This is a genomic window from Ruegeria sp. BC5, from assembly GCF_056539205.1.
The window spans coordinates 879,074-904,486 of record NZ_JBQFUN010000001.1; the positions used below are offsets into that span (position 1 = coordinate 879,074).

At 55.8% G+C, this 25,413-nt stretch carries 19 protein-coding genes and 1 tRNA gene; 5 read left to right on the forward strand and 15 right to left on the reverse strand.

Annotation, left to right across the window (positions count from 1 at the left end):
• Window positions 1–22 precede the first annotated feature (22 nt).
• From ACR0LY_RS04475 to ACR0LY_RS04495, 5 genes are all read right to left on the reverse strand, one after another.
• The gene (locus ACR0LY_RS04475) at window positions 23–499 is read right to left on the reverse strand and encodes a hypothetical protein (protein ID WP_170348490.1); all 477 of its coding nucleotides are present in this window, start codon (window positions 497–499) and stop codon (window positions 23–25) included.
• On the reverse strand, window positions 496–2,559 hold the full coding sequence (locus ACR0LY_RS04480; RefSeq protein WP_170348489.1) for a glycosyltransferase: 2,064 nt from the start codon (window positions 2,557–2,559) through the stop codon (window positions 496–498). The genes ACR0LY_RS04475 and ACR0LY_RS04480 overlap by 4 nt, the downstream gene beginning before the upstream one ends.
• The gene (locus ACR0LY_RS04485) at window positions 2,556–3,638 is read right to left on the reverse strand and encodes a glycosyltransferase family protein (RefSeq protein WP_170348488.1); all 1,083 of its coding nucleotides are present in this window, start codon (window positions 3,636–3,638) and stop codon (window positions 2,556–2,558) included. The genes ACR0LY_RS04480 and ACR0LY_RS04485 overlap by 4 nt, the downstream gene beginning before the upstream one ends.
• Before the next feature lie 5 nt (window positions 3,639–3,643).
• Window positions 3,644–3,952 (reverse strand): hypothetical protein, encoded by a 309-nt coding sequence (locus ACR0LY_RS04490; protein WP_170348487.1) that lies wholly within the window; start codon window positions 3,950–3,952, stop codon window positions 3,644–3,646.
• 77 nt (window positions 3,953–4,029) lie between these two features.
• Window positions 4,030–5,589 carry a hypothetical protein gene (locus tag ACR0LY_RS04495; protein ID WP_170348486.1) on the reverse strand — a complete coding sequence of 520 codons (1,560 nt, stop codon included), beginning with the start codon at window positions 5,587–5,589 and terminating at the stop codon, window positions 4,030–4,032.
• A 1,025-nt stretch (window positions 5,590–6,614) separates the two neighbouring features.
• Here ACR0LY_RS04495 and ACR0LY_RS04500 point away from each other — a divergent pair.
• On the forward strand, window positions 6,615–7,574 hold the full coding sequence (locus tag ACR0LY_RS04500) for a radical SAM protein (RefSeq protein ID WP_170348485.1): 960 nt from the start codon (window positions 6,615–6,617) through the stop codon (window positions 7,572–7,574).
• 50 nt (window positions 7,575–7,624) lie between these two features.
• On the opposite strand, the gene ACR0LY_RS04505 is transcribed toward ACR0LY_RS04500, so the two are convergent.
• The 10 genes from ACR0LY_RS04505 to pyrH all read right to left on the reverse strand — a co-directional run bounded on the left by ACR0LY_RS04505 (window position 7,625) and on the right by pyrH (window position 19,729).
• Window positions 7,625–7,714, reverse strand: a tRNA-Ser gene (locus ACR0LY_RS04505).
• Between the two features lie 90 nt (window positions 7,715–7,804).
• On the reverse strand, window positions 7,805–10,240 hold the full coding sequence (locus ACR0LY_RS04510) for a DUF3772 domain-containing protein (RefSeq protein ID WP_170348484.1): 2,436 nt from the start codon (window positions 10,238–10,240) through the stop codon (window positions 7,805–7,807).
• Complete coding sequence (locus tag ACR0LY_RS04515; protein WP_170348483.1) at window positions 10,240–11,274, reverse strand: cysteine synthase A; 1,035 nt, start codon at window positions 11,272–11,274, stop codon at window positions 10,240–10,242. Before ACR0LY_RS04515 ends, ACR0LY_RS04510 begins: the two co-directional genes overlap by 1 nt.
• A 69-nt stretch (window positions 11,275–11,343) precedes the next feature.
• Window positions 11,344–12,459, reverse strand: a complete 1,116-nt coding sequence (locus tag ACR0LY_RS04520) for an NUDIX domain-containing protein (RefSeq protein WP_170348482.1) — start codon at window positions 12,457–12,459, stop codon at window positions 11,344–11,346.
• A gap of 30 nt (window positions 12,460–12,489) precedes the next feature.
• Window positions 12,490–12,930, reverse strand: coding sequence for a TrgA family protein (locus ACR0LY_RS04525; protein WP_170348481.1), 441 nt, complete (start codon window positions 12,928–12,930; stop codon window positions 12,490–12,492).
• 16 nt (window positions 12,931–12,946) lie between these two features.
• A complete protein-coding gene (locus ACR0LY_RS04530; protein ID WP_170348480.1) occupies window positions 12,947–14,155 on the reverse strand; it encodes an SAM-dependent methyltransferase in 1,209 nt (402 codons plus the stop codon).
• Window positions 14,156–14,224: 69 nt separating this feature from the next.
• The gene (locus ACR0LY_RS04535) at window positions 14,225–15,646 is read right to left on the reverse strand and encodes a cryptochrome/photolyase family protein (protein ID WP_170348479.1); all 1,422 of its coding nucleotides are present in this window, start codon (window positions 15,644–15,646) and stop codon (window positions 14,225–14,227) included.
• Window positions 15,647–15,694: 48 nt separating this feature from the next.
• Complete coding sequence (locus ACR0LY_RS04540) at window positions 15,695–16,921, reverse strand: aminotransferase class V-fold PLP-dependent enzyme (protein ID WP_170348478.1); 1,227 nt, start codon at window positions 16,919–16,921, stop codon at window positions 15,695–15,697.
• 258 nt (window positions 16,922–17,179) lie between these two features.
• Window positions 17,180–18,766, reverse strand: a complete 1,587-nt coding sequence (locus tag ACR0LY_RS04545) for a BCCT family transporter (RefSeq protein ID WP_170348477.1) — start codon at window positions 18,764–18,766, stop codon at window positions 17,180–17,182.
• Between the two features lie 210 nt (window positions 18,767–18,976).
• Entirely contained in the window at window positions 18,977–19,729 is a 753-nt protein-coding gene (gene pyrH / locus ACR0LY_RS04550; protein ID WP_170348476.1) for a UMP kinase, read from the reverse strand.
• A gap of 96 nt (window positions 19,730–19,825) precedes the next feature.
• Between pyrH and miaA the strand changes: the two genes are divergently transcribed.
• The 4 genes from miaA (at window position 19,826) to ACR0LY_RS04570 (ending at window position 25,374) form a co-directional block, all read left to right on the forward strand.
• Window positions 19,826–20,731, forward strand: a complete 906-nt coding sequence (gene miaA / locus ACR0LY_RS04555; protein WP_170348475.1) for a tRNA (adenosine(37)-N6)-dimethylallyltransferase MiaA — start codon at window positions 19,826–19,828, stop codon at window positions 20,729–20,731.
• A gap of 312 nt (window positions 20,732–21,043) precedes the next feature.
• Complete coding sequence (locus ACR0LY_RS04560; RefSeq protein ID WP_170348474.1) at window positions 21,044–22,714, forward strand: ABC transporter substrate-binding protein; 1,671 nt, start codon at window positions 21,044–21,046, stop codon at window positions 22,712–22,714.
• Window positions 22,715–22,850: 136 nt separating this feature from the next.
• Entirely contained in the window at window positions 22,851–23,897 is a 1,047-nt protein-coding gene (locus ACR0LY_RS04565; RefSeq protein ID WP_170348473.1) for an ABC transporter permease, read from the forward strand.
• A 13-nt stretch (window positions 23,898–23,910) separates the two neighbouring features.
• Complete coding sequence (locus tag ACR0LY_RS04570; RefSeq protein WP_170348472.1) at window positions 23,911–25,374, forward strand: ABC transporter permease; 1,464 nt, start codon at window positions 23,911–23,913, stop codon at window positions 25,372–25,374.
• The last annotated feature ends 39 nt before the right edge of the window (window positions 25,375–25,413 follow it).

Here is a 25,413-nt window from a genome sequence, read left to right on the forward strand (position 1 = left end):
CCCGGCTCATAACGCTGTACGGTCATTTGCTGTTATCCGCCGGGCTCTGGGACTGAGCCTTTTGCCCGGCCCAAAGCCCGATATCGTCGCCGTCGATAATGATCGCCAGATCCCAGAATTTTCGGATCTCTTCTTCAGCGAACTGCGCAGCCATCGGTTCATCCGGTACGCGCTCAACGCGGAAGCCGAACTGCTCAAATCCGCTGTAATCTATGCGGCTTAGAATGACCGGATACACCTCGCGCTCCAACGCGGCTGCGGCAAGAAATCTTGCCACATTGTATACTGATTTCATGGGGCTCACGATCCGAACACCGATATGCGTTGGCCCGCCCTCATCCCGCTCCCAAAGCGCAACGGAAGGGATCAGGCCCATTTCAGGAAATACAACATTCCCGTGCGGCTTGGGTTCTTGATCGCCAGAGATCAGATCATCCAATTGAACAGGTCGTTTAGGCGTTGTTCTGCTTAGGATATCGTACCATGAAATATCTGTCATTTTCTGCACTTGGCCTCTGCAATGATTTCGGCCGCTTTCGCCGCCCCCGGTTCTGGCAATTCAATTTTATTCAACGCGGTCCGATAGACCTCCAGATCACCTTGATCCAGGCAGTCTGAAACCGTTCGCTCGAGTTTCATGAACTCTTTCTCGGTGATGATCGCGCACAGATCGCGGTCAGCCAACGCCTGGGCGCGTCGTTCCTGATTGTCCAGATACGGTGCTGATTGGGGGATCAGGATTGCCGGAATCTTGTTGTACAGGATCTCGAGAACAGAATTGTATCCCGCCGCCGAAATGACCAAATCCGCGGCCAGGCAAAGGGTTGTGGCCTCAAAGGTCTGAACAACGTGAGTATTTGACCAACCGAAGGTGGCCGGCTGAACCTTGCTGCCCGGCCAGGTTACGACAAGATGCAAACAGTCTGACCGGTCCTCAAGCATCCCGGAAATTGCCTGAAGTTGCGCCGACCGGTCCGACGCCACGCCGCCGCCTAACATGCTGACAACCAGATGATCAAACTCACGCCCGAACCGTTCAGCCAGCCGACCCCTAAGTCCTTGGCGTTCATCACCCGACTGGACCACACGGCGAAAGATCGGGCCAACGTTGCGAACGTGATCGCCGTAACTGTAGGTGTCGTTTAGCTCTTCAAAGGCTTCGGATGGCACTATGACCTTGTCGAATACGGCCTCACGCTGGAGCATTCTTGGCCTGGACCGCCCATCAGGCCACAACCCACGCCGTATCCAAACCGCCGACAAGTTGCGCTCAAGGATCGTTCGGTAGACGGAATCAAAGACATAGCCGCCGTCAAACACCAACCTGTCATTTTCCTGCAGAGCTGCGCCAAGTCGGCGGTAAGTCAGGATATCGTTGCCATTAAAGTTGGCTGATACTTCAGTCCGCTGAACCAGAGGGATACTGTCCATGCCTTCGCGGCGCACAAGTGGAACGCAGCTGGGAAAGGCCGCAAAAATCGGGGCTATATCATCCGGCAATTCTTTGGCAATGATAGCGCATCGCTGAGCGTGTCCCAATCCAACCCCGTTGGTTGGAAAAAACACTGTTCGCTGTGCCGTTCGAATAGGTTCGCGTTTTTGGGGCTTTAGGTCTGCTGCCTTTTCCAACCGGGAAATGTCCACCGAATGCAGCCACTGGGATTTTGTCGCCTGTTCAGCCACCCCGGCAAGGTTCTCAAGTATCTTCCCTGTGAGGTACCCGTCCAGCGCAAGCGGCGTTTTGGGCCCGATCAAAGCCGGGGCGCCGGAGGACACAATGGCCTCATCATCCGTGCAATCTATCGCGACCCCACCAGTGGCGATCAGCTCGACTGCAAGTGCGGCCATGCGAACCCCGGCGACACCATGACCAAACATCACCAGGACATCTGTCGTTTTTGCCAAAATACGGGCGGAAAGATCGGTATACAAAATAGTCGGCAGATCATGAAAGGGCGACTCATTGATCACCTTGTTCTGCGCCCCGTTGACGATAAGTTGCAGAGTATAGTCACTGCGATTGCTCATCCGGGCCAAGCAAGAGAGCGTCTCGGGCGCGTCAAGTTCCATGGACCCCAAGACCACGGCGACATTTGGCTTTTCGACCGCCGAACGAGCCGTTGGTCGAATGTCTGCGACCAAGGGACAGGCCGCCGAAGGTAACATCGAGCGCGGCTGGAAGTCCGTAATGTCCAACACCGTGGCTTCACGCCCAAGGGCATATGCCAGACGCGCCTTTGCACCGATATAACTTTGCTGCGTTTCGAAACGGCCCGTGGCAACCACTGGTACGTTTGCCGCCAGTTGCCTTTGCCGCAGGGACGCAAGAAGAAGATCATCAATCTCCTCGGCGCCAAGCACAAATACCCTTTCGACCTCATGCTCGCCCGGATCGACCAAAAACTTGGCAGCATCGTAAACCCGGCCGCGACCTGCGTCTTTCGGCAAGTATTCGGCATCGATACACACGTTAAAACCGCGTGCGGTCAGCTGATCGGCAAAGATCAATTGCGCATCAAAGGTCCGCAGCGAGTGCGTGCCAGCCTCGATGAAAATCATTTCATAACCCCGCTGTCTGCAGTCAGGACATTTGACAACATTGCCCTGAAACTCTCTGCCGAGTAACGCTCCAGCACCTTTTGCGACCTTGAGACCTGTTCATGATATCGCTGCGGGTCAGCGACCAAATCAGATATGACCCGGTCCACGTCGCCCGGATGACACGTAAGGACACCATCGCCGAAATTTGCCCCGGTTTCCGGATTGGTAAGAACCACTTTGCCAGCGGCCAGCGCTTCGGTCACGACGCGGCCAAAGCTTTCTTGCCAGGTCGGCGCCGTAAAATAGACGTAGAAATCGATCATTCCAAAAAACTCGTCCACTCTAATGGCGTCAAAAGGCAGCAAGGTCCAATGGGCCCGAAGAACACCCGCGTTCAGCATGGCATCAGCACCCAGAATGACATTGCTTTGAGAATGCTCGGGAAAGCACATGTCGAGGTCGGAAAGCGATGGGAACTTTTCAAACCCCGGTCGTGAATGCCTGCCCCGACGGTCCTGTGGCTTTTCGCACGGAGGACTTACATCCGTATGGCAGATGTTGAACCAGTCGGTGTCCCGAACCCTCCACTGCCTTGCCACGCGCGAGCTGTCCAACCAATCGTTCACGGTCTTGCGATTATGGGGTGAAATCGGAGCCAGGGTTCGCCTCAGCACAAAAGATGACGCCTCAATCTGGTTCAGGCAGCCGGAAACGTCGAACCCTTCCTCGCCGCCCGGACGCAAGAAATTTTCATGCGTCACAACGATCAGATCACGGGCAAAAATTTTGGTGCTCAGTACCTCGTTGAACTTAAGAAACGATGGATTGTGCAGGATCACGTAATCCGCACTAATACGCGGCGCATCCCAAATCAGCGGGATATGCAATTCGTCCAACACCTGCCGCAGTGCCGGCGCAACAGATTGATTTTCGCCAAAAGTTCGCGAAGTTATCGCGTGCACCTCTAGCGTTCCAAAGTCCACAGCCACCCGCAGTTCGGCCGCAACCGCTGCTGACGTTCCACCGGAAAACCGCGGTTCAATGATGTAGGCGATCTTTGGACGCACTGAGCAATTGATGGCCTCGAGCGCCGACATAAGCTTTAATGCGCCAGCTCGTTGTCGGTCGCAGCAGCCGCGGTACCGGCTGTCGGTCCGGCGGTATAGCCAAAGTTCAAAGTGCCCGTGGACGCGGCCTCGTAAAAGCTGCGCAATTCGACCGACAGTTCATCGGTTCCGGTCAGCAATCCGGGATTTCTTTCCAGATACGAGCGTAGCGCCTGGGTGTCATTGGCCGACAAGAGTTGATCGATGGCAAGGAGATGCTCAAGCGTGATCTCAGCGCGCGCATCCTGCGCCGTCGTCAGAAATAGTAGCGCGGTTACTATGCCAATAAGTCTGCTTTCAGTCATTTTACAAAAACCCGTCGATACTTTTTAACTTTTCACAATTCAACTTAGTCCTTCGCACTTACCCTATAATAGCGCCATTAGTTTGTCGTTGTCCTGAGTTTTTTCAGGACCTGACTTTTAAGGCGGTTAACCGGGCTACTTTGGGTCGTGGTCCGGCGGCTTTTCTTGGCCACCCGTTTGACCGGAGCTTGGCCAAGACCTTCGCCGGCCAAATACAATTCGATCACCCCGGTGGGTGTTTTGGATTTCGATCCCGTGAAATCGCGCAACAAGGCGCCTGCGTCCTTAGCAAGGGCGGCAGCTTTGGCCGCATCCTGTCTGTGATAAAACCGCACATTGGATTGGGATACTTTGTAACCAACGCGCGCCGTTCCGCTAAGTTCATGCCCCGTCGTTGTTAATTCAGCAACAAATGAGTCCACAGCATCATTGGGAATCTTGTTTGGCGCGTAGAGCCTGAATGACGCGCCGCCTCCACTTGCACTCGGATTCGATGGCTTGGCGTCTTCGCTCGGTAGGGCCGCAATATCCTCGGCAGGCAATGCCGCGGGTGTGACCGAATCCAGCGGGTTTGGTGTCTGTTTCAAAGTAAGCGCCTGTGGGATTGGAGGGCTAAGCGCTACGTCTTCCAGCTGGATAGAAGGATCAGATGAAACGACTTTCAAAGGACGCTCAGCAAGATTACCCGCCAAAGGACGATCTGGCTGAGGTTCCAGGATCCGAATTGACAGCAACTGGTGATCTTCTTCGGCCTCCAAAGCCACCGGAGATTGCAACGACACAAGCTGTGAAGACACGCTGGGCGCGCGCTGCGGGGGAATGATCTGGTCGATCGAAATCGTCAAAGGATCAATTTCTGTGGAAATCTCATCCACCAGGGCAATCCGCGTGGCGAAAAGCTCTGGTTCAAGTTCATAAGGCAGAAAACTCGGGTTTGCCTCTTGTTTTCGTAGGTCACCAGCTCCACCCACCGGCAACAGCGGTGGTTCAAGCGCCGCAACAAATGACAAAACGCTAGGCGGCACGCTTGAGGTGCTGGGCTCAACAACCTCGGTGCTAGAAGAAACAGTAGTCGAACGCCGCGAGGGCGGAATCGGGTCAATCGAAATCGCCACTGGATCAAAGCCTGCCGAAATTTCGTCCAGCAAAGCGATCGACGTAGTAAAAAACTCTGGTTCGAACTCATAGGGCAGGAAACTGGGATTAGCCTCTCGTCTCGGCAAATAGCCAGCGCCGCCTACCGGTAGTAACGGTGGTTCAAGCGTCGGAACATACGACAGAACGCTAGGGGCCAGACTTGGAGTGCCGGGCTCAACGATCTCGGCCGTTTCCGCCAACTCGGACTGAAGGGGCGCTGATGAGGCAAGACTGCTCAAATCCTGCGTCGCTTCCAATTCTGCGCCGGATGACGACGGCAATGATGACGCGTCGAACAAATCGGCGGAAATGACAGTTTCGCCCCCTGCTCCACTCGGCACATCAGGTTGCGATGGTCCGGTTTGGCCAAAATCGTCTGCCGCTGCACCATCAGTAGACCCAATAGCCGCGCTTTCAATCGGGTTCGATACACCCAATCCGAACAAAGTCAGAAATATCGAAGACGAAGCAACCACACCGATGGTGCATCCAAGGGCCACCAAGCTCCACCTGATCCTGCGCCGCGTCCGTTGGTGATCTTTCAGCTGTTGCAGGAGCCTTTTGGACAGGCGATGATCAACTTCCTCGGAAGACAGTATTAAACTTAACTCTGCCCTCGTCAGCGCGCTTAAGGACGCGTCTTCGCTGACCAGAGCGTCATCAGACGGGCCCGGCCTCCCTGCGTCCTTTTCTTCCAGAACGCTCTTGGCTGTTGCTTGGTCTGATTTAGCAGCTGCACGATCAGTCTGTTCACGATTGGTCGGCTTGTCTTTCTGTCTGGGTGTCCGTGTAGAGGTTGCTTTGTCTCCGCCTTGCAGATCTCCCTGACGAGCCTCAGGACTACTGGGGTCTGCTTTTTTCGACTCGGCTGCACGACGGGCAAGCACTTCATTTCTTTTGTGTCTTGCTTCCTCGACCTGAGCGGACCATGGCTTTTGCTTGCTTTGGGCACGCTCATTTGTGGTTGATTGGTTGGTCCTACGGCGAACCGGTTTGGGTTGTTGACCCTCTTTGTTTTGCTGCGCAGGCGCCGAAAGGTTTTTTTCTCGTTCTACCCGCGCTTTTTCAAGCACCTTCTGCCACTCGGGGGATTGCACAAAATCATAAATATCCGCCGTTTGATTGGCAGTTTTCTTGGCAACTTTAGGTCGAGTTCTTGGGCCGTTAGCCTTTGTCATAAATTCCCCCGACTGGCCGCCGAAACAGGCCCTAATTTATTGTAAATTCGACAAACCGATTACGCCTTAGCGCCGAAAATTCTAAAAGATTATGTTCAAACTATAAAAAGATGGCCACTCGAAAACAAGTCGACCGAACCCGCAATCGCCCTGTCACATAGGCAATTGGCCTTGTGAAATGGGTTCTCAGGTATCCGAAACCGTCCACCAAAGCGCCATTGATGCCTAGTGTTCCAAAAAATTTTGTTCCAATTCCTATTTCAAGATAGGCTGTGGAAAATTGGTGGGGGCCACAGGACCACTCTGGTCGCACTGTCGGAGGAACTTAGCTAAACGCTTGGATTTTAATGGAAGATATCCAGAACCATCCGGACCTATTTACTCTGATTGACCACCCCGATCCTGCGTGTGGCAACATGGTCGTGGTGGACTGGACGCTCGGGAATTCGTGCAGCTATGCGTGCAGTTATTGCCCAAAGGCTTTGCACGACGGTTCGCTTGAGTGGCAGAAAACCGGTGACGTTCTGAATCTGTACCGTCAATTAAATCGACACTATGTGGATGAATTAGGCAAGATTGTCTGGCTGCAGTTTACAGGCGGCGAACCCACAATGCATCCTCGCATCATTGATCTGCTAGGTCATGCGTCCGATATAGGGTTTAAGGTCAGCCTGATCAGCAATGCGTCGCGCACACTTCGGTTTTGGGAGATGATCAACAGCCGCCTGAACAGCGTTATCCTGACCTATCATGCCGAATTTGCAGAGCTGAGCCATTTTATCCAAGTGGCGGGTACGATGACTGACCGTATCACCGTTCATATCAACGTGACGATGCATCCAGATCGTTTTGATCAGACGCTTGAAGATGCGCGGGAATTACGCGCGGCGCTGCCCACCGCTTCGATTTCCTTGAAACCGTTGCGGAAAGATTTCGGAGTGCAGCTGTACGACTACACCGACGACCAATTGCAGGTTCTCGCGGTGGGTTTGCCCTCGGACAGGGCCCCGGTTGGTGAAGAACCTCGATCAGTGATGCGCGCAACCACGCGGTCGGGCCACACTGAGATACTCCGCCCCAATGACTTCCTTCTTAGGGATATGAACCGCTGGCGTGGATATAAATGCAACGTAGGGCTTGAATCCCTTCGGGTCCGGGGGAATGGCGAAATCTTCCGGGGCGTTTGCGGCGTTGGGGGCAGAATAGGGACTCTCGGCGACGCGCTTGACCTGCCTCGCGATCAAATTCGATGTACAAAAGACGCATGCTCTTGTCTGGCCGACATCCTGATCCGTAAGGAGATGTAACTTCCCCGCAATTAATAGGTCAAAGTTCAAATGCGGAAATCAGGTAAGGATGGCGGAGAGACAGGGATTCGAACCCTGGAGACGGTTTCCCGCCTACACACTTTCCAGGCGTGCGCCTTCGACCACTCGGCCACCTCTCCGTGCGCGCGATATTTGGACCATCGCCGAGGGATTTGCAAGGGGCGATTAAAGCGAAAATTCAACCTTCCGCAGTTCCGCCACAGACCCCGTTACAGCTCATCCCCATCACCGTCTGCCAGATCGGCCTCGGTCATGTCCGCAGGCTTGGAAGACAGGGGTTCGGTAGGTGTTTTTTCCGTTGCAGGTTCGGCTTCTTGCGCAGGCCCCTGCCCTCGCAGCGTCTCAGGATTGCGCAGCCAGACATCGCGCTGCGCGAAGGGGATTTCAATACCTTCTTCGACAAACCGGCGGTTGATTTCGTGGTTCATATCCGATTTCACCGAAAGCACCCAGTTCACGTCGCGCAAGATGGCGCGAATTTCAAAATCCAGCGAATCCGCACCAAAGCCCTGAAACACCACGCTGGGCGCTGGATGCGCCAGAACCATCGGATGGGAATTGGCAATCTCACCTAAAATCTTCTCGACCACGCGGGTATCCGTGCCGTAGGCCACGCCCACCGGCACGATAACGCGCCCGATCGTGTTGCCCCGCGTGTAGTTCGTCACCACCCCGCTGATCAGGTCCGAGTTGGGAACGATCACATCGGTACGATCAAAAGTCTCAATCCGCGTAGACCGCACCGAGATATCGCGCACATAACCCATCATCCCATTCACATCGATCCAGTCCCCCTTGGAGATTGGACGCTCGACCAGCAGGATGATCCCCGACACAAAATTCGACACGATGGTCTGTAGTCCAAAGCCGATCCCAACCGACAGCGCGCCGGCGACAATGGCCAGCGAAGACAGATCAAACCCCGCCAACATGATGGCCACCAGCGCGGCCAGGAATATCCCCACATAGCCGGTGCCCGCGGCAATCGCGTTCTGACCGCCTGGATCAATACTGGTCTTGGGCAGCAGCGAATTGCGCAGCCCGCTTTGCAACAGCCGGGTCAAGCCATAGCCGATGACAAACACGATTAGGAAGGTAAAGAAGTTGCGGGGCGAAATCGTAACGCCGCCAATGTCAAAACCAAGCAGCAAACGCGACCAGACTTCAAGCAAGTCAGTCTGTCGTGCGCCCCAATACAGCGCCAGAACCGGCAAGGTCAGAATGGCGATTATAAACCCGGCCAACACCGAAAACAGTGAGTCCCGCGCCGACTCACCTTGCCCGCTGAGCCAGCCGTAAACCGAGGTGATAAAGCGATGAAAGATCGTCAAAGCCGCAAACAGAACCAGCGTTTTCACCGCCGGGAAAACGATCCCCTCGGCTGCGTTGGTATATCCAATAGCCGCCAAAATCGGGCTCGCGATCCCCAGCAAAAAAATCGCCTTGCGCAGAAAGTCCATCAGCTGGGTCAGCCCGGCACTTCGCGGCGTTTCACCAGATTGCCCATCTTCGGCTTCCGGTTTTGAGGTCTGAATCCGGCGGATACGCAGAAGAACCAGCGCGGTTCCCACTACCACAGGAAAGCTGATAACGGCCCGGGTCGCGTCCGAAATGTTTTCGATCTGATCAAACAGCAGCCCGAATTCGTACACGATCAGGAAGATCGCCAGAATATCCAAGTATACCCGCAACTGCGTGACACTTTTGCGGGACAAGCGGTTAAAGTTCTGTGCCGCCTGCGAGATGTGAACCTGACGTCCGATCCAGTCGTAATAAAATATAATCGCGGCCCAATAAGGAACATTCTGGATTAATAGCGTTCCGCGCAATCCCGGCAGGCCAGTCATGATGATCGCCTGAACCAGCAACCAGACACCCAGCCATGGCAGCAGAATCCGCAGCAGTGAAACCAGAAACGACCACACGCCGCTGCCCCGGCCGCCCAACTGCCGCAGATATTCACCGGCAGCCTCGGACCAGTAACGTCCGTAGTACAGTAAAATTCCAGCCGCGACGGTCAGGAAGAAAATGCCCAGCCCGCGCTCTTTCAGGTGTTTTTGAACGATGTTGGTTTTCAGGTTCAGCGCAGATTCATTGATCAGGCCTCGCACGGCCTCGACAATATCGACCCAGGCTGGGCCCCAATAGACAGGGTTAAGTGGCGATACACCGCGTTCTAAAAGCTCTTTTGTCTGCCGCTCGCGCAACAGGCTGTCTATCTCGCTGATCAGGCCGTTGGCGCGGCTGAACGCTTCTTCCGAGATGATTTGCGGCACCTGCAGGCTGGTCAGTTGGTTTTCCAGATGCTCGCGAAGCTTGGCAATCTCTTCGGGTTCGGTCGCATCCCCTTCGGGGGCTGGCCCCAACGCCTTGATCTGCGCGTCCAGCGTCTGGATACGGTCGGTATTAGCGCCACGTGCCTTGTTGAAATCCTCACGATAGTTGTGGATTTCAGCCCGCAGGTTTTCCAATGCCGCGTTTGACGTGCGATCGGATTCGATATCCTTCTCGGCGCGATCCGCCGTCTCAAGCCAGTTCTGGTAATATTCGCTTTGCCGATCAGTCAACTGGGCGGCAACGGGGCTGCCCAGCATGGCAAAACAAACCAGAAGAAACGCAAGAAACAGGCGAACCTGCCGCAGCATCATACGTCCTCGAATACGCCAGGAATGCTGCGTGGGGCTTCGGTCATCCAATCTGGCACCGGCAGCTCCTTTTCACGCAGGAATTCGGGATTGAACAGTTTGGACTGATAGCGCGTGCCAAAGTCGCACAGGATCGTCACAATGGTGTGGCCCGGCCCCAGATCCTTGGCCAGACGCACCGCGCCCGCCATGTTGATCGCGGTCGACCCGCCCATAACCAGACCCTCCTCGCGCAGCAGATCAAAGATGTATGGCAGCGCCTCGTTATCGGTCATCTGGTACGAGAAGTCTGGCTTGAACCCTTCAAGGTTCTTGGTAATGCGCACTTGACCGATACCTTCGGCGATCGAGCTGCCCTCCATAGCGATTTCACCAGTGGTGTAGTACGAATACAGTCCTGCCCCCATCGGATCGACCAGAGCGATCTTGACGCCCTTGGGCTGCAACGCGTCCGCCACGCCGGCCAGCGTACCACCCGAGCCTACTGCACTGACAAAGCCATCGACTTTGCCGCCCGTCTGCTCCCAAATTTCGGGGCCGGTGGTTTCCACATGGGCCTGACGGTTGGCAACATTGTCGAACTGGTTGGCCCAGATGGCGCCATTGGGTTCAGTCTGCGCCAGTTCCTCGGCCAGACGGCGCGAATAATGCACAAAGTTGTTGGGGTTGCGGTAAGGGGCGGCCGGAACCTGAACCAGTTGCGCGCCCGCCAGACGCAGCATGTCTTTCTTTTCCTCGGATTGGGTTTCCGGGATCACGATCACCGTTTTGAACCCCATCGACGCGCCCACCAATGCAAGGCCAATACCGGTGTTACCGGCCGTGCCTTCGACAATGGTTCCGCCGGGCTTCAGCTCACCGCGCGCAATTGCGTCCTTGATGATGTAGAGCGCTGCGCGATCCTTGACCGATTGCCCCGGGTTCATGAACTCGGCCTTCCCGAGAATCTCGCAACCGGTCTCTTCACTGATGCGCTTCAACCGGATCAGCGGTGTTTTCCCGACTGCGTCGGCAAGGTCTCGTGCAATGCGCATGGCGCCCTCATTTCATTACGTATCAACGAAGATTTACAGATGCCGTGCGACAACCACAAGCGGCGATAGTTAACCGCGCAAACGATCGCGATGCCGGGCCAGCCAATTTGCCATCATCAACAGGGGCAAATCCTTGAATTCGTTGTTGTCGACCTTTTTAAGGAACGCGTCATATGGCAGGATTTGTGTGCGAATATCCTCACCTTCCGTAGCAACGCCACCATTGTCGATGGTCCGGGTCAAATCAGCCAACCCAACATAAAGGTAGACATACTCGGTCGATGACCCGCTCGAGGAGTAGGCACCGCCTGCATATTCCAAGGCGTTCAGCGACACCTGCGCCTCTTCCTGCACTTCGCGGTGGGCGGCCTGATCCGGCGTTTCACCGGGGTCGATCATGCCTGCTACCGGCTCCCACATCCACGGTTCGGGATCGTCGATCAGAAAAACCGGCGCGCGGAATTGTTCAACCAAAAGAACAGTGTCGCGCACCGGGTCATAAGGCAGAACAACGACGGCGGCCCCCTGCATCAATCCGCTCCGGTGCAGCACGGGACCCATCGTTCCGTCATGCTGGCGGTGCTGCACATCCAATTCTTCCACACCGAAATAATTGACATAGGCCCGCCGATGGCTTTGCACGATCACATCTTTTGCGACGTCACGCGGATCGCCCGTCTGGCGTTTTCGCGCAGCCAGCTTAGCCCAAGCCCGGGTGCGGATCGGCGCAAAGTTACGAGCGATCGTGGTTGCGTCGACCTTACCGTAATAGGCCAGCTCTTCTTGTGCAGCCAGCAAGGTCACTTCGGACCATTCATCAACCCAGGCCTGCAACGACCACGGCTTGTCTGGTGTCCACAATTCGGGTTCGGGAAAGAACACACTAGCCTCGGCGCGTGAGCCGTCAGCAACGTCCACACCGTGCGGGCTGAGGTCATAGTCGAACCCACCTTCGTAAAAAGCCAATCGTTTCAGGTCTTCGGCGCTGAAACCCTGAACCAGCAACCCCATGGCCTGACTGCCCTTTTCTGGAACAATCATCGGGAAGGCCTGGCCTGCCACGCCATAAACCGCATGGTCCGGCAAACTGGCCTGAGATATTTTTATTTGTGACAGCGGGTGGCCAAGCACACATTCCAGCAGCGGCAAATGCCTGAGCGTGCCGTAAAAAAACAAATCGGACACTAGAGTAAAGCTCGTCTAAATTCTGGTGAGTTATCGCCAGCGACGGCCGGCTTCTTCGGTTGCAAGCCCTGCGATAAGAGCTCCGATAGCCAAAGTCCACAGAATTTCCGGAACGATGAGCAGTTTGCCGTACTCCACACCAATCTGGAAAATGGCCGTGAGCGCCTCAAACGGGCCGTCATAGCGATGACGCATGGCCAGTCGGAACATCTCGTAGCAACCCTGAACAAAAAGGGCCCAGAACACCAAGGATACAACCCCAGCGATGCCATTATTGACCGCGGCGGTCCAGCCGCGACCAACGCGCTTTCCCATCACCTTCCAACCACAGGCCACCGCAATAATCATGTTGACATAGGTGAACCAGCCATAGTCCTTGCCCTCTTCGCCGTTGCTGATAATCATGCTCGACACGATAAAGGCCACTGCCAATAGGCATAGTGAAGCAACAAGTCGCGGCGCAGTGGGCATTCGGAATTTCCCTTTGTTAACTGGGTTTTGCTATAGTGATCTGTGTCACATCGCAGTTGCCAGTGTCAAAGGCCGCGCCACACGCGGTTAAATAATAGTTCCACATGCGCCGGAAACGCTCGTCAAAGCCCATTTCGGAAATTTCGTCCCATTTGTCGTTGAACGTTTCGTACCAACGACGCAATGTCAGGTCATAACTTTTACCGAATTCCCGCGATTTCACGACGTTCAATCCTGCCTCTGCCACCTGCTGTTTCAGGATCGTCGGCGCGGGGAGCATTCCGCCGGGAAAGATATATTTCTGAATGAAATCAACGCCGTTCTTGTAAATATCCCACCGGTGATCGGCAACGGTTATGATTTGAAGGGTCGCGTGCGCACCGGGTTTTAGCCGATCACGCACAGTCTCAAAGTAAACCGGCCAGTATTTCTGTCCGACGGCTTCGAACATCTCAATCGAGGCGATGCCGTCATACTGGCCACGCTCGTCGCGATAGTCTTGCAATTTGAACTCAACAAGGTCAGAAAGTCCTGCTTTTTCAATTCTTTGCCTTGCAAAGTTTAACTGTTCCTGACTGATCGTCAAACCTGTGACCCGAAGGCCACGCTCTTTTGCGGCATATTCAGCGAAACCGCCCCATCCGCAACCGATCTCAAGGATGTGGTCACCGGGTTTGGCACCCATTTCATCGACTAGGCTGGCATATTTCGCAGTCTGCGCTTTTTCCAGGCTTTCCTGCCCTGTTTCGAACAGCGCGCTGGAATAGGTCATCGTTTCATCCAGCCACAGCCTGTAGAAATCGTTCCCCAAATCGTAATGGTACGAGATGTTCTTCTTGGCCTGTCGACGGTTGTTGTTGTGCAACCAAAATCGAAGCCGTTCATAGGCTTGCACCAGGAACCTTCCGGTGAAGTCGTCATACACCGTCTCGGTCCCTAAATGCACCAGATCCATGAACGATCGCAGGTCGGGCGTGCTCCACCCACCTTCTAGGTAAGAATCCGAAAAACCCAACTCACCCTCTCGGATCAAACGCGCAAATACGTCGGGATCGTGAATGTCCACGCGCGCCACTGGCCCCGGCTTGGCACCTTCGGATCGGAACACGCGCCCATCGGGCAAAGCGATATCCATTCGCCCCGAACCCATCCGGTTCAACATTTTGAACACTTGAGCAAAGTATCTGGGCAGGTCTTTTTGCCCTTCAGTTGTCGTCAGGATCATCCGCTCTCCCCTGTGCGGCCGCAGTTAAAAGCTAGGCCGAGTTTGTGTTTCTGGCAAGTTTTCAGTTCCTTACCCGGTTTTTCGGCCTTCATAAGCCGCCAAGGCCCGTGCTCGGCCAGTGGCCAGATCAACCACTGGTGAAGGGTAATTTTCCGCCGGATCAAGCGCCCACGAATGCGGTACCGCCCGGAAATATGCCAAAGCCGTAGCCGAAGGCTTGGCCCGCCCTTCGGCGATCCAGTGCTTTAGATAGACATCATCAGGATCAAATTTTTCCTGCTGTGTCAGCGGGTTAAATATCCGATAGAATGGTGATGCATCCGGACCCGAGCCTGCAACCCACTGCCAGCCCATCGCGTTGGCCGCCGGATCCCAGTCAATCAGGCAATCTTCAAACCAGTTTAATCCGATTTTCCAGTGCGTCATCAAATGCTTGGTCAAGTAGCTGGCGACGATCATGCGCGCGCGGTTGTGCATACGACCGGTCACATACATTTGACGCAATCCCGCATCGACAACAGGAATACCGGTGCGGGCCTGTCGCCAAGCAACAACTGAGGGATGATCGGCGTCCGTGTTCCACGGAAACGTATCCCACTCCGGTTTCCAGTTCCCGCTGAGCAAACGCGGTGTGTGATACATCAAGTGGTACGCAAACTCACGCCAAACTAATTGACGCAAGTAGGCGTCTGCCCCTTGCGTGCCATTCATTGCAGCCCGCTGTACCGCATGCCAGACACTGCGGGGGCCGATTTCGCCAAGCGATAGGTATTCGGACAGATTCGAGGTGCCCTCCAAATCCAAATAGTCCCGATCGTGCGAATAGTCTTGGATTCGGTCCAGAAACTCGTGCAAAGCCTCAAAGGCGGCATTCTCACCGGGGCGGACAAAAGGTGCGACCACGGCTGCGCCCCGGTTCATTGCCGCACCCAGGTTCCAATCGGTCAGGTTTTCCGAAGTCGACCAAGTCAAGGGTGCTTTGATCGACGACACGCCTTCAGGCGTGGCAACTTCTCGGCCTTGAACGGATCGCCACATCGGTGTGAACACACGAAACGGCTGGCCTGTTTTGGTTGCTACGGTCCAGGGCTCAAATAGTAAGTGACCCGCAAAGGATTTGGCCTCTACGCCCTGCTCTGCCAAAGCAGACTTAGTGCGTGTGTCACGGTCGATGGCATCAGGATCATACGCTCGCGTCCAATAGACGCCGCTGGCTCCGGTTTCTGCGATAAGGTTCTGCAAAACAGTCAGCGCGTCCCCGCGCCGCAGGATTAACCGGCTGCCAATGTGCGACAGAGATTGCGCGAAGGCCTCAAGCCCCAGCCCAAGCCGCCATTTCGGCGCGGCACCGAGCGCTTGAGCCAAATCATCCAGAATGAAAACCGGCAGAATAGGGCGACCCGTTTGGGCCGCAGCACTTAGCGCGGGATGGTCCGACAGGCGTAAATCCCGTCGGAACCACATGATGATCGGTGATTGTTTGTTTTCCATGACCGCCCGGCTGTTTTCTTAGCATTACGAAGCCGAGCAGAAACCGGATCACAAAACGGCGTCAAGTGCGCCCAATAACTGATCAATTTCCTGTTGCGAGGTATAGTGCGTAAAGCTGACCCGCAGCACGCCCTGATCCAAATCCACACCCATCGCCTGCAACGGGCGCACGGCGTAAAAATCGCCGCCTCCTGCCATGATCCCGTGTTCAACCAGATCGGTGGCCACGGCTTCGGCATTCCGGCTCAGCGATAACGCTACGGTCGGAGCGCGACGTGTAGCATCTGAGGTACCGATCAAGCGTACGGCATTTCGATCCTTGACCGCGTCCAATACGGGCTGCAGCAGCGCAACCTCCTGACCGCGCATCAAGTCATGCACAAAGGCTCCCCGTTCGGTTGCGTTACCCTTGGGGCCGTTATGGTGGTCGCACAACAGATCAACGTAATCCGCCATACCTGCACTGGCCGCGATCTGAGCGTGATCCGGGCCCGCCGGGGTGAAACGCTTGTACAGCGCGTCTGCATTGAAATAGTGCGCCTGGTTTGGCAGCAGCTCACCAAGCGCACGCCTGATCACCATGCAACCCTGATGAGGACCGTAGGTTTTATAGGCCGAGAACAGATAGATATCCGGCCCCAGATCGCCGACATTTGGGAACCCATGTGGCGCGTATGAAACGCCATCTACACAGACAAACGCTCCCGCCGCATGGGCAATGGCGGTGATTTCGGTGACCGGGTTGATCTCTCCGATCACGTTGGAACAATGCGGGAAACAGACCAGACGCACCTTCTCGTCCAGCAAGTTCTCAAGATCCTGCGGGTTGAGCGAACCGGTTTCCGGGTCGATCTGCCATTCGCGGATTTCAAACCCGTCCTCGACCAGACGCCGCCACGGTCCCGAGTTGGCCTCGTGATCCTGATTGGTGACAACGATGGCATCGCCCGGCTGCATCCATTGGCGAAATGCCTGCGCCAAAACATAGGTGTTCTGAGTGGTCGAGGGACCAAAGCTCAGCTCATCTGTGTTCACGCCCAGAATCGCAGCCATGCGTGCGCGGGCTTCATCCATCTCTTCGCCTGCCAGACGGCTGGCGTCATAGGGGCCGTAGGGCTGCACTTTGCGTTGAGTATAGTAGCGCGTCAGCCGGTCCAGCACCGGCTTACAAGTGTATGACCCGCCTGCATTTTCAAAGAACGCCTGACCTTGCAGGCAGGGCTCGGAAAAAGCCGGGAACTGCGCCCTAACGAAATCGATATCAAGAGTGCCCATGGCACGTCGCTCCTTGCTCATGCTGCTTGTTCCGATGACGTGCCCGCGCATGATTTCGGACAACTCGGAAATCACGGCAGGTCTTCCAGCCCAGCCACAGCCCCAGTCAAACAAACAGAAGCACGGGCAGTCTTTCGGGACCAGATCTGGCAATCAAAAGACGCGGATACATAGCCAGCGGCCCTGAGCTCGGTCAACCCGGCATGAAACAAAAAAGCCCCGACGCTTGTCCGGGGCTTTCGAAGGGCTGAATTGGATTCAGCGGCGTCGCTTTTCGTTCGCAAGACCGATGAAGATCGACACGCACATCAGCACCAGAACGATCGCAAACGGGAAGCCTGTTGCAATCGCAGCAGCCTGCAGCGCACCCAGGCCGCCACCCAGCAATAGAACGATCGCGATTGCGCCCTCCAGAATGCACCAGAACACACGCTGCGCCGTCGGCGCATCGGTTTTGCCACCTGCCGTGATCGTATCAATCACCAACGAGCCGGAATCCGAGCTGGTGACGAAGAATACAACCACCAGAACGATGCCAACGAAGGACAGCAAACCTGTCATCGGGAATTGTTCAAACATGGAGAACATCTTGAGTTCTAGCGCAGCATCCGACAGGGCCTGCCCCGAACCGGACATAACCTGATCCAACGCGGCACCGCCAAAAACGCTCATCCACAAGGCGCCAACGACGGTTGGAATCAGGATCACGCAAGTCACGAATTCGCGCACGGTTCGGCCGCGCGAGATTCGGGCGATGAACATGCCGACGAATGGTGACCAGGAGATCCACCACGCCCAGTAGAAGGTGGTCCAGCCCTGCATAAAGTTGGTGTCTTCGCGACCGACCCAGTTCGACAGTGCAGGCAATGCGACGACGTATTCAATCAGGCTGTCGAAGAAGCCGGTCAGAATCGCCACGGTAGGCCCAAGGATCAGCACCAGCAGCAACAAGGCCGCGGCCAGGATCATGTTGGCCTCGGACAACCGCTTTACGCCCTTATCGAGGCCAGCAACCACTGAGATCAATGCGAATGCCGTGATCAGACCGATCAGCAGAACTTTCATCCCGTCCGTGATCGGAACATCGAACAGATAATTCAGACCAGCCAGCGCTTGCGTTGCACCCAAGCCCAGCGAGGTCGCCAAACCGAAGATCGTGGCGAACACGGCTAGAACGTCAATGATGTGACCCAACGGACCCCATGTCGCCTCACCAAACAGCGGGTAGAACACCGACCGCATGGTCAGCGGCAGACCGCGGTTAAAGCTGAAGAACGCCAGCGCCAGTGCCACTACCGCATACACGGCCCAAGGGTGCATACCCCAGTGAAAAATGGTGGCTGCCATCGCCAACTTCTTCGAGGCTTCGGGGTCCTCTAGACCGGCACCTAACGGTGCCCAGTCGGTGCGAAGACCATCCTCGCCAGCGGCAACCCCGCCCAGCGACGACCCGTAATGCGAGATTGGCTCGGCCACGCCCCAGAACACCAGACCGATGCCCATACCCGCGGCAAACAGCATCGAGAACCATCCGGCATAGCTGTAATCCGGCTTGGCATCATCCCCGCCCAGACGGATCGAACCATACGGCGTGACGATCAGCAGTAGTGAAAACACGACAAAGATGTTCGCCGCAATCATGAACACCCAGTCGAAATTGCTGGTCAAAGCCGGTCGAAGCCACCCAAAGAACTCGCTCGCCTGCTCGCGGAACACCAGCGAGAAGAACACGAATGCAATGATGGTTAGCCCCGAAACGGCAAAGACCGGATTGTGGACGTCCAGACCCATGATCTGAACGTTGTCCTGACCGACTTCATAGTCGGTTTCCGTATTGTCGGACATTATCTTTCCTTCCCCTTATCGATGCGCAGGACATCCAATATCCGGATCGGCAAGGGCGTAACTGAGAAGACCACCTATTACTTAAAAGCGACAAAATGCGTAAAAGTGACAGGCTTGCTTCATATGACCGCCATGACGAAAATCGGCCGCTGTAAATGAAAACAGGCCGGGCAATCGCCCCGGCCTGCACACAAAAAGCTGTCGAAGGATTTAGCCCTGAACCTTGGTATAGGTCCCCTCACCCGCCAGAATTCCACGGAACCCGCCCGGCTCATCCAAGCCAAATACGATCAGCGGCAGGTTGTTGTCGCGTGCCAGTGCAATGGCCGAGGCATCCATGACGCGTAACCGCTTGGCCAGCACGTCATCATAAGTAACCGTGTCATAGCGCACTGCGTCCGCGTGTTCTTTGGGGTCTTTGTCATAAACCCCATCCACACCATTTTTGCCCATGAAAATCGCCTCACACGCCATTTCATTGGCACGCAGAGTCGCGGCGGTGTCGGTGGTAAAATAAGGGTTGCCAGTTCCCGCAGCAAAAATGCAAACCCGCTTTTTCTCAAGGTGGCGCACGGCGCGACGGCGGATATAGGGCTCGCACACCTCATCCATGCGAATGGCCGAGATGACACGAGTGAACACACCGATTTCCTCAAGTGCCGACTGCATCCCCAGCGCGTTCATCACCGTGGCCAGCATGCCCATATAATCGGCTGTTGTGCGCTCCATCCCCTGTGCTGAACCGCTGAGGCCGCGGAAAATATTGCCACCGCCGATGACCATGCAAATCTCGACCCCCAGATCATGCACCGACTTGACCTCTTGCGCGATGCGCTGAACGGTGGGGGGATGCAAGCCAAACCCCTGATCGCCCATCAACGCCTCGCCCGAGATTTTCAGCATCACGCGATTGTACTTGGTTTTGGCGGTCTCGGTGGATTCGAGGGTCGGGGAAAGGCTCATGTTGCGCTCCGGGCTGGCACGGGTTTATTTTCCGGCGCAAAATGAAGCAAAACCTCCGCAGGTTCAATGCGATTGGTGACGATTGAGGCAGCCCGAATGGACAATAACGACAGATCGCAGATTTGGGACCGCCTGCCCCCCATCCCCGACGACAAACCGGTGTTGATTGCGGGGCCGACCGCCTCGGGCAAATCGGCCCTGGCCCTGCAGATTGCCGAGACGTTCGGCGGCGTGATCGTCAATGCGGATGCGAGCCAAGTCTATGACTGCTGGCGTGTAATTTCGGCCCGCCCTTCGATCGAAGAAGAGGCCCGCGCGCCGCATCTGCTTTACGGCCACATCGCGTATGATCAGGAGTATTCGACGGGTCATTGGCTGCGCGAGGTAACGCCACTGCTGACCGGGGGACAGCGCCCGATCATCGTGGGCGGCACCGGCTTGTATTTCTCGGCGTTAACCGAAGGGATGGCCGACATCCCCGCCACGCCGCTGGAAATCCGCGCCGAGGCAGACCAACTGGACCTGACCGCATTAATTGCTGGTGTCGATACGCGGACACAGGAACGGATCGACACGCAGAACCGCGCCCGTGTTCAGCGAGCTTGGGAGGTGCAGCGGGCTACCGGACGAAGCCTGAGCGACTGGCAGGCTGAGACACCGCCGCCCGTTCTGAATTTGACTGACACGGTTCCGATCGTTTTTGACGTGGACAAACAATGGCTTCTTGATCGCATCACCCGGCGGTTCGATCTGATGCTGGACTCTGGCGCGCTGCAAGAGGTCGAAGCGATGCGAGACCTCTATGATCCGACGTTGCCCGCCTTCAAAGCCATCGGCGTTCCCGAATTGCTGGCCTATCTTGACGGTCATCTTACGCTGGACGCCGCCAAAGAGCGTGCAACGATTGCCACCCGCCGATTCGCCAAACGTCAGCGCACCTGGTTTCGCGCACGGATGAAGAATTGGAATCAGATAGATTTCTCAAAACGATACAAGCCGTAGTTCAAACTTCATCTCCGAGAATCCTTTCCAGCGATTCCCCCAAACGCCAATTGTTTCGGTTCACGACAGTATACATCGCTTGAAATAAGACGCTGCGGGCCCGAGACAACAGCAAACACTCCCAGCCATGTCGTTTTTGTGCTATCTACGTCGATTTCGAACATTGACCTCATTTGAATTCTAGGGCGGAATAGCCCCATGGGGATGATGAAAATCCAACGAGTATTCCGAGAACCTGCTGTTCGCCTCAATATGGTCTGAACGGTTCCAACCTTCTTCAATAAAAAGAACATGTCACAGGGAGAGACATCGATGAATAAGCAAACCTTTACCGGAGCACCGATTCACTGGGCGGCAGAGATGCATGCTCAGGAATATCGGGACGGCAAATTAAGCCGGCGCGAGTTTCTGACCCGCGCCACGGGTCTGGGTGTTACTGCTGTAGGTGCTTACGGCATGATTGGCTTAGCAGCCCCTGTCCGCGCCGAGGGCGAAGATACCAGACAAGAAGGCGGCACCCTGCGCGTCCAGATGAGCGTTCGTGCCCTGAAAGACCCACGCACGTATGACTGGTCGGAAATGGGCAACCAAACCCGCGGCACAATGGAATACCTGGTCGAATACAACTCGGACGGTACATTCCGCGGAATGTTGCTGGAAGGTTGGGAAATCAATGATGACGCCACTGTCTACACACTGAAACTGCGCCCGGGTGTGAAGTGGACCAACGGCGATGATTTCACTGCAGATGATGTGGCACGCAATATTGCGCGTTGGTGTGACAAAAGCTCGGAAACCAATTCGATGGCAGGTCGCTTTGCGACACTGATCGACGCGGACACCGGCCAGGCTATCGAAGGCTCGATCGAAGTTGTTGATCCGACGACGGTGAAACTGAACCTGCCAAGCTCGGATATTTCATTGATTGCCGGCATGTCCGACTATCCGTCGGCCATCGTGCATAGTTCGTTCAATGAAAACGACCTACTCAACAACGTCGGAACCGGTCCCTACATCCTTGAAGAGCTGGAAGTCGGGGTCAAATGCACATTGGTGCGCGCACCTGACCACACCTGGTGGGGTGAAGAAGTATTTGGTCCTGCGACATTGGATCGTATCGAATATATCGACTACGGCACCGATCCGTCGGCATGGCTGGCAGCCCTGGAATCGGACGAAGTCGATATGCTGCACGAATCCGTTGGTGAATTCATCGATGTGATGGACGGCCTCGGCTATGAGAAATCCGAAGTGATCACCATGGGAACCCTCGTGATCCGTCCCAATCAGCTGGCCGAAGTTGACGGCAAACAGGTTTATGCCGACAAACGCGTGCGCAAAGCTCTGCAAATGGCGGTGGACAACAGCGTTCTGCTTGAATTGGGCTATGGCGGCCGCGGCACGCTGGCTGAAAACCACCATGTCGGGCCTATCCATCCGGACTATGCAGAACTGCCCAAGCAAACGGTCGATCCGGCTGGGGCGAAAAAGCTCATGGAAGAAGCTGGCATGGCTGATTTCGAGCACGAACTGCTGTCGATTGACGACGACTGGCGCCGTAACACAACCGACGCTGTTGCCGCGCAGCTGCGGGACGCGGGCATCAATGTAAAACGCACGGTTCTGCCGGGGAACACCTTCTGGAACGACTGGACGAAATACCCCTACAGTTCAACCAACTGGAACCACCGCCCTCTGGGCGTACAGATCTGGGCATTGGCGTATAAATCCGGTGAAGCTTGGAACGAGTTCGGTTGGGCCAACTCCGAATTCGACGCCATCCTGACCGAAGCCCTGGCGATTGCCGACGCCGACAAACGGCGCGAAGTGGTCGCCAAAGGCGAGGCGCTGATTCAGGAAGAAGGCGTGACCATTCAACCCTACTGGCGCGCGCTGTATCGCCATATGAAAGATGGTCTGGTCGGAACCGATATGCATATCGCTTTCGAACATCACCACTACAAGTGGGGCTGGTCGGCCTAAAACCTGTCAGACAATCAACGGGGGCGCCTGATCCAGGCGCCCCTTTCCAGCCGCAGACAACCCGGCGTCAAGTCGGAAGTCCGAGGCCAGAAAATGGTCCAAAGATCTGCGGAACACTCGAAAAACAGGGGCCATCATGGGACTATTCATCCTCCGACGGTTTGGCGTCATGCTGTTGACAGCATTGTGCCTGACGTTCGTGGTCTTCTTTCTGACCAACCTATACCCAAACTTGGAAAAGCTGGCCAAAACCCAGGGCAACCAACGGATGTCCGACGAACAGGTCGAGGCCTGGCTGGGTAATCGTGGCTACCTGCAACCCACGCTGGTCAAATATGGCCAATGGCTGGGCGTGGCACCGGGGTTTTCCAAAACTCTGGATGACGGCACATTCGTGGGCACCTGCACCCGACCCGGATTGACCGAGGAAACCACGCCCCGGTTTTGCGGCATCCTTCAGGGGGACTGGGGCTATTCCACTGTTTTCAAGGATGAGGTCGGCACCATTGTCGCCAAGCGATTGGGCAATACCGGCTACTTGATGATGTGGGTTTTGATCCTGATGGTCCCATCAGCCCTGTTGGTGGGCGTACTGGCCGGGATGCGCGAAGGCTCAGCGCTGGATCGGTCTCTGTCTACGTTCTCAATCATAACGACGGCGACGCCCGAATATGTGTCGGGCGTGATCTTCATTGCCATCTTCACCTCATCCACCGTTGGTCTGAAATGGTTCAAAGGCACTGCAACGCAGGCGATGGACAATCCGACCTTCGAGAACTTTTTCCTGCCGGTACTGACCATTGCGTTGTATGGTATGGGTTATATCGCCCGAATGACCCGCGCCTCGATGACCGAGGTGATGACAGCGCAGTACATCCGCACCGCACGGCTGAAAGGCGTATCCTTCCCCAACATCGTCATGAAACACGCGCTGCGCAATGCGCTGATCGCGCCCTTTACCGTCATTATGCTGCAGTTCCCATGGCTGCTGAACGGCGTGGTGATTGTTGAGACGCTGTTCAACTACAAGGGCTTCGGTTGGGCGCTGGTGCAGGCGGCGGGCAACAACGACATCCAGCTATTGCTAGCGATTTCCGTGGTGTCGGTCTTTGTGGTGCTGTTGACCCAGCTGATCTCGGATATCGGCTATGTCTACCTCAACCCGCGCATTCGCATTTCTTAAGGAGGGTTAGAACATGGAACCACTTACCTGGACCGGCTCTATCGCCTTCCTGAACCCGCTGCTGATGATCGCAATCGCAGCCCTTCTGGTCTCCATCGTGACTTGGATAGTTGGCAGTATCGTACTGCCCGAGGCGCCGATGAGTGTGAATCTGGACGGCACGCTTAGCTCAGGATCGGGCATGCGTGGGTTGACGCAAAAGGCGCTGCGCTACAGCTTTGCTGCCTGTGTCGCACTTGCCGTGGCCTATATCGTGCTGGGCATCGTGTTGGGTACCAGCGCGGGAATCATCGGTGCGATCTCACAGCAGTTTCTACCTGTCTGGCTGTCGCTGATCATCCTGTACGCCATGTCGATCGCGTTTAAACGGCGTCTGGGCCTTTATGGCAAACTGTTCGACAGCCCTATCGGCATGATCGGCTTTGGCCTTGTGATGTTCTGGGTTTTCACCGGCATCTTTGGGGCATTGGACCTGATCGTTACCCATGACCCGCTGTCACAGATTTCTGGGATGAAAAACAAAGTTCCCGGAACACCTCTGCCCAGCCCGGAAGAGGGGGAATACACCTGGTATCTGTTGGGGGGTGACAACCTTGCCCGCGACGTCTTCAGCCGCATGGTCAAAGGTGCCTGGATCGTGGTGCAGATTGCGCCGCTGGCAACGTTGTTTGCCTTTATGGTCGGGATCACTCTGGGTCTGCCCGCGGGTTACTATGGCGGTCGGTTGGATACGTTCCTGTCCTTCCTGGCCAACCTTATCCTGGCCTTCCCGGTGATCTTGCTGTTCTACCTGCTGGTGACACCGGAAATCGTAGCGACGGGCGTGCCGAACTATATGGCAGCTGTGTTGTTCGTCTTTCCGATCCTATTCATAGGCGTTCTGCTGAATTCACGCTACTACACGCGACCGAATTTCCGCACACCGCTGCTGATCGGGGTGTTGGGAGTTGCGATCTGGTTCTACCTGTCGCTGATCTCGACCGGTGGTTACATCATCAATACCGATAGCTATCGCATCTGGGGACTGCCGACTTATCTGGACCTGTTCGATATTCCTGGCGGCATCCTGGTGGTGTTCGTATCCGTTGTGTTCGTGAATTCACCCACCGTGTTCCGCATCGTGCGTGGTTTGGCGTTGGACATAAAGACGCGAGATTATGTGGCGGCGGCGCAAACCCGTGGAGAAGGTCCATGGTACATCATGCTGTGGGAAATTCTGCCAAACGCGCGCGGTCCGCTGATTGTCGATTTCTGCCTGCGGATTGGCTACACCACCATCCTTTTGGGAACCTTGGGTTTCTTCGGGCTGGGGCTGCCACCGGAAAGCCCAGACTGGGGTTCGACGATCAACGAGGGGCGCAAGCTGTTGTCGATCTATCTGCACCCTGCCCTTCCGCCTGCGCTGGCCCTGTTGTCACTGGTTCTTGGATTGAACCTGCTGGCGGACGGCCTGCGTGAGGAAAGTCTGAAGGACTGATGTGATCGAGGCCGGGGGCCCTGCCCCCGGACCCCCGAA

Coding starts and splice junctions, on each gene's coding strand:
- ACR0LY_RS04475 (WP_170348490.1), bottom strand. CDS start 499: ATGACAGATATTTCATGGTACGATATCCTAAGCAGAACAACGCCTAAA.
- ACR0LY_RS04480 (WP_170348489.1), bottom strand. CDS start 2,559: ATGATTTTCATCGAGGCTGGCACGCACTCGCTGCGGACCTTTGATGCG.
- ACR0LY_RS04485 (WP_170348488.1), bottom strand. CDS start 3,638: ATGTCGGCGCTCGAGGCCATCAATTGCTCAGTGCGTCCAAAGATCGCC.
- ACR0LY_RS04490 (WP_170348487.1), bottom strand. CDS start 3,952: ATGACTGAAAGCAGACTTATTGGCATAGTAACCGCGCTACTATTTCTG.
- ACR0LY_RS04500 (WP_170348485.1), top strand. CDS start 6,615: ATGGAAGATATCCAGAACCATCCGGACCTATTTACTCTGATTGACCAC.
- ACR0LY_RS04510 (WP_170348484.1), bottom strand. CDS start 10,240: ATGCTGCGGCAGGTTCGCCTGTTTCTTGCGTTTCTTCTGGTTTGTTTT.
- ACR0LY_RS04515 (WP_170348483.1), bottom strand. CDS start 11,274: ATGCGCATTGCACGAGACCTTGCCGACGCAGTCGGGAAAACACCGCTG.
- ACR0LY_RS04525 (WP_170348481.1), bottom strand. CDS start 12,930: ATGCCCACTGCGCCGCGACTTGTTGCTTCACTATGCCTATTGGCAGTG.
- ACR0LY_RS04530 (WP_170348480.1), bottom strand. CDS start 14,155: ATGATCCTGACGACAACTGAAGGGCAAAAAGACCTGCCCAGATACTTT.
- ACR0LY_RS04535 (WP_170348479.1), bottom strand. CDS start 15,646: ATGGAAAACAAACAATCACCGATCATCATGTGGTTCCGACGGGATTTA.
- ACR0LY_RS04540 (WP_170348478.1), bottom strand. CDS start 16,921: ATGGGCACTCTTGATATCGATTTCGTTAGGGCGCAGTTCCCGGCTTTT.
- ACR0LY_RS04545 (WP_170348477.1), bottom strand. CDS start 18,766: ATGTCCGACAATACGGAAACCGACTATGAAGTCGGTCAGGACAACGTT.
- pyrH (WP_170348476.1), bottom strand. CDS start 19,729: ATGAGCCTTTCCCCGACCCTCGAATCCACCGAGACCGCCAAAACCAAG.
- miaA (WP_170348475.1), top strand. CDS start 19,826: ATGGACAATAACGACAGATCGCAGATTTGGGACCGCCTGCCCCCCATC.
- ACR0LY_RS04560 (WP_170348474.1), top strand. CDS start 21,044: ATGAATAAGCAAACCTTTACCGGAGCACCGATTCACTGGGCGGCAGAG.
- ACR0LY_RS04565 (WP_170348473.1), top strand. CDS start 22,851: ATGGGACTATTCATCCTCCGACGGTTTGGCGTCATGCTGTTGACAGCA.
- ACR0LY_RS04570 (WP_170348472.1), top strand. CDS start 23,911: ATGGAACCACTTACCTGGACCGGCTCTATCGCCTTCCTGAACCCGCTG.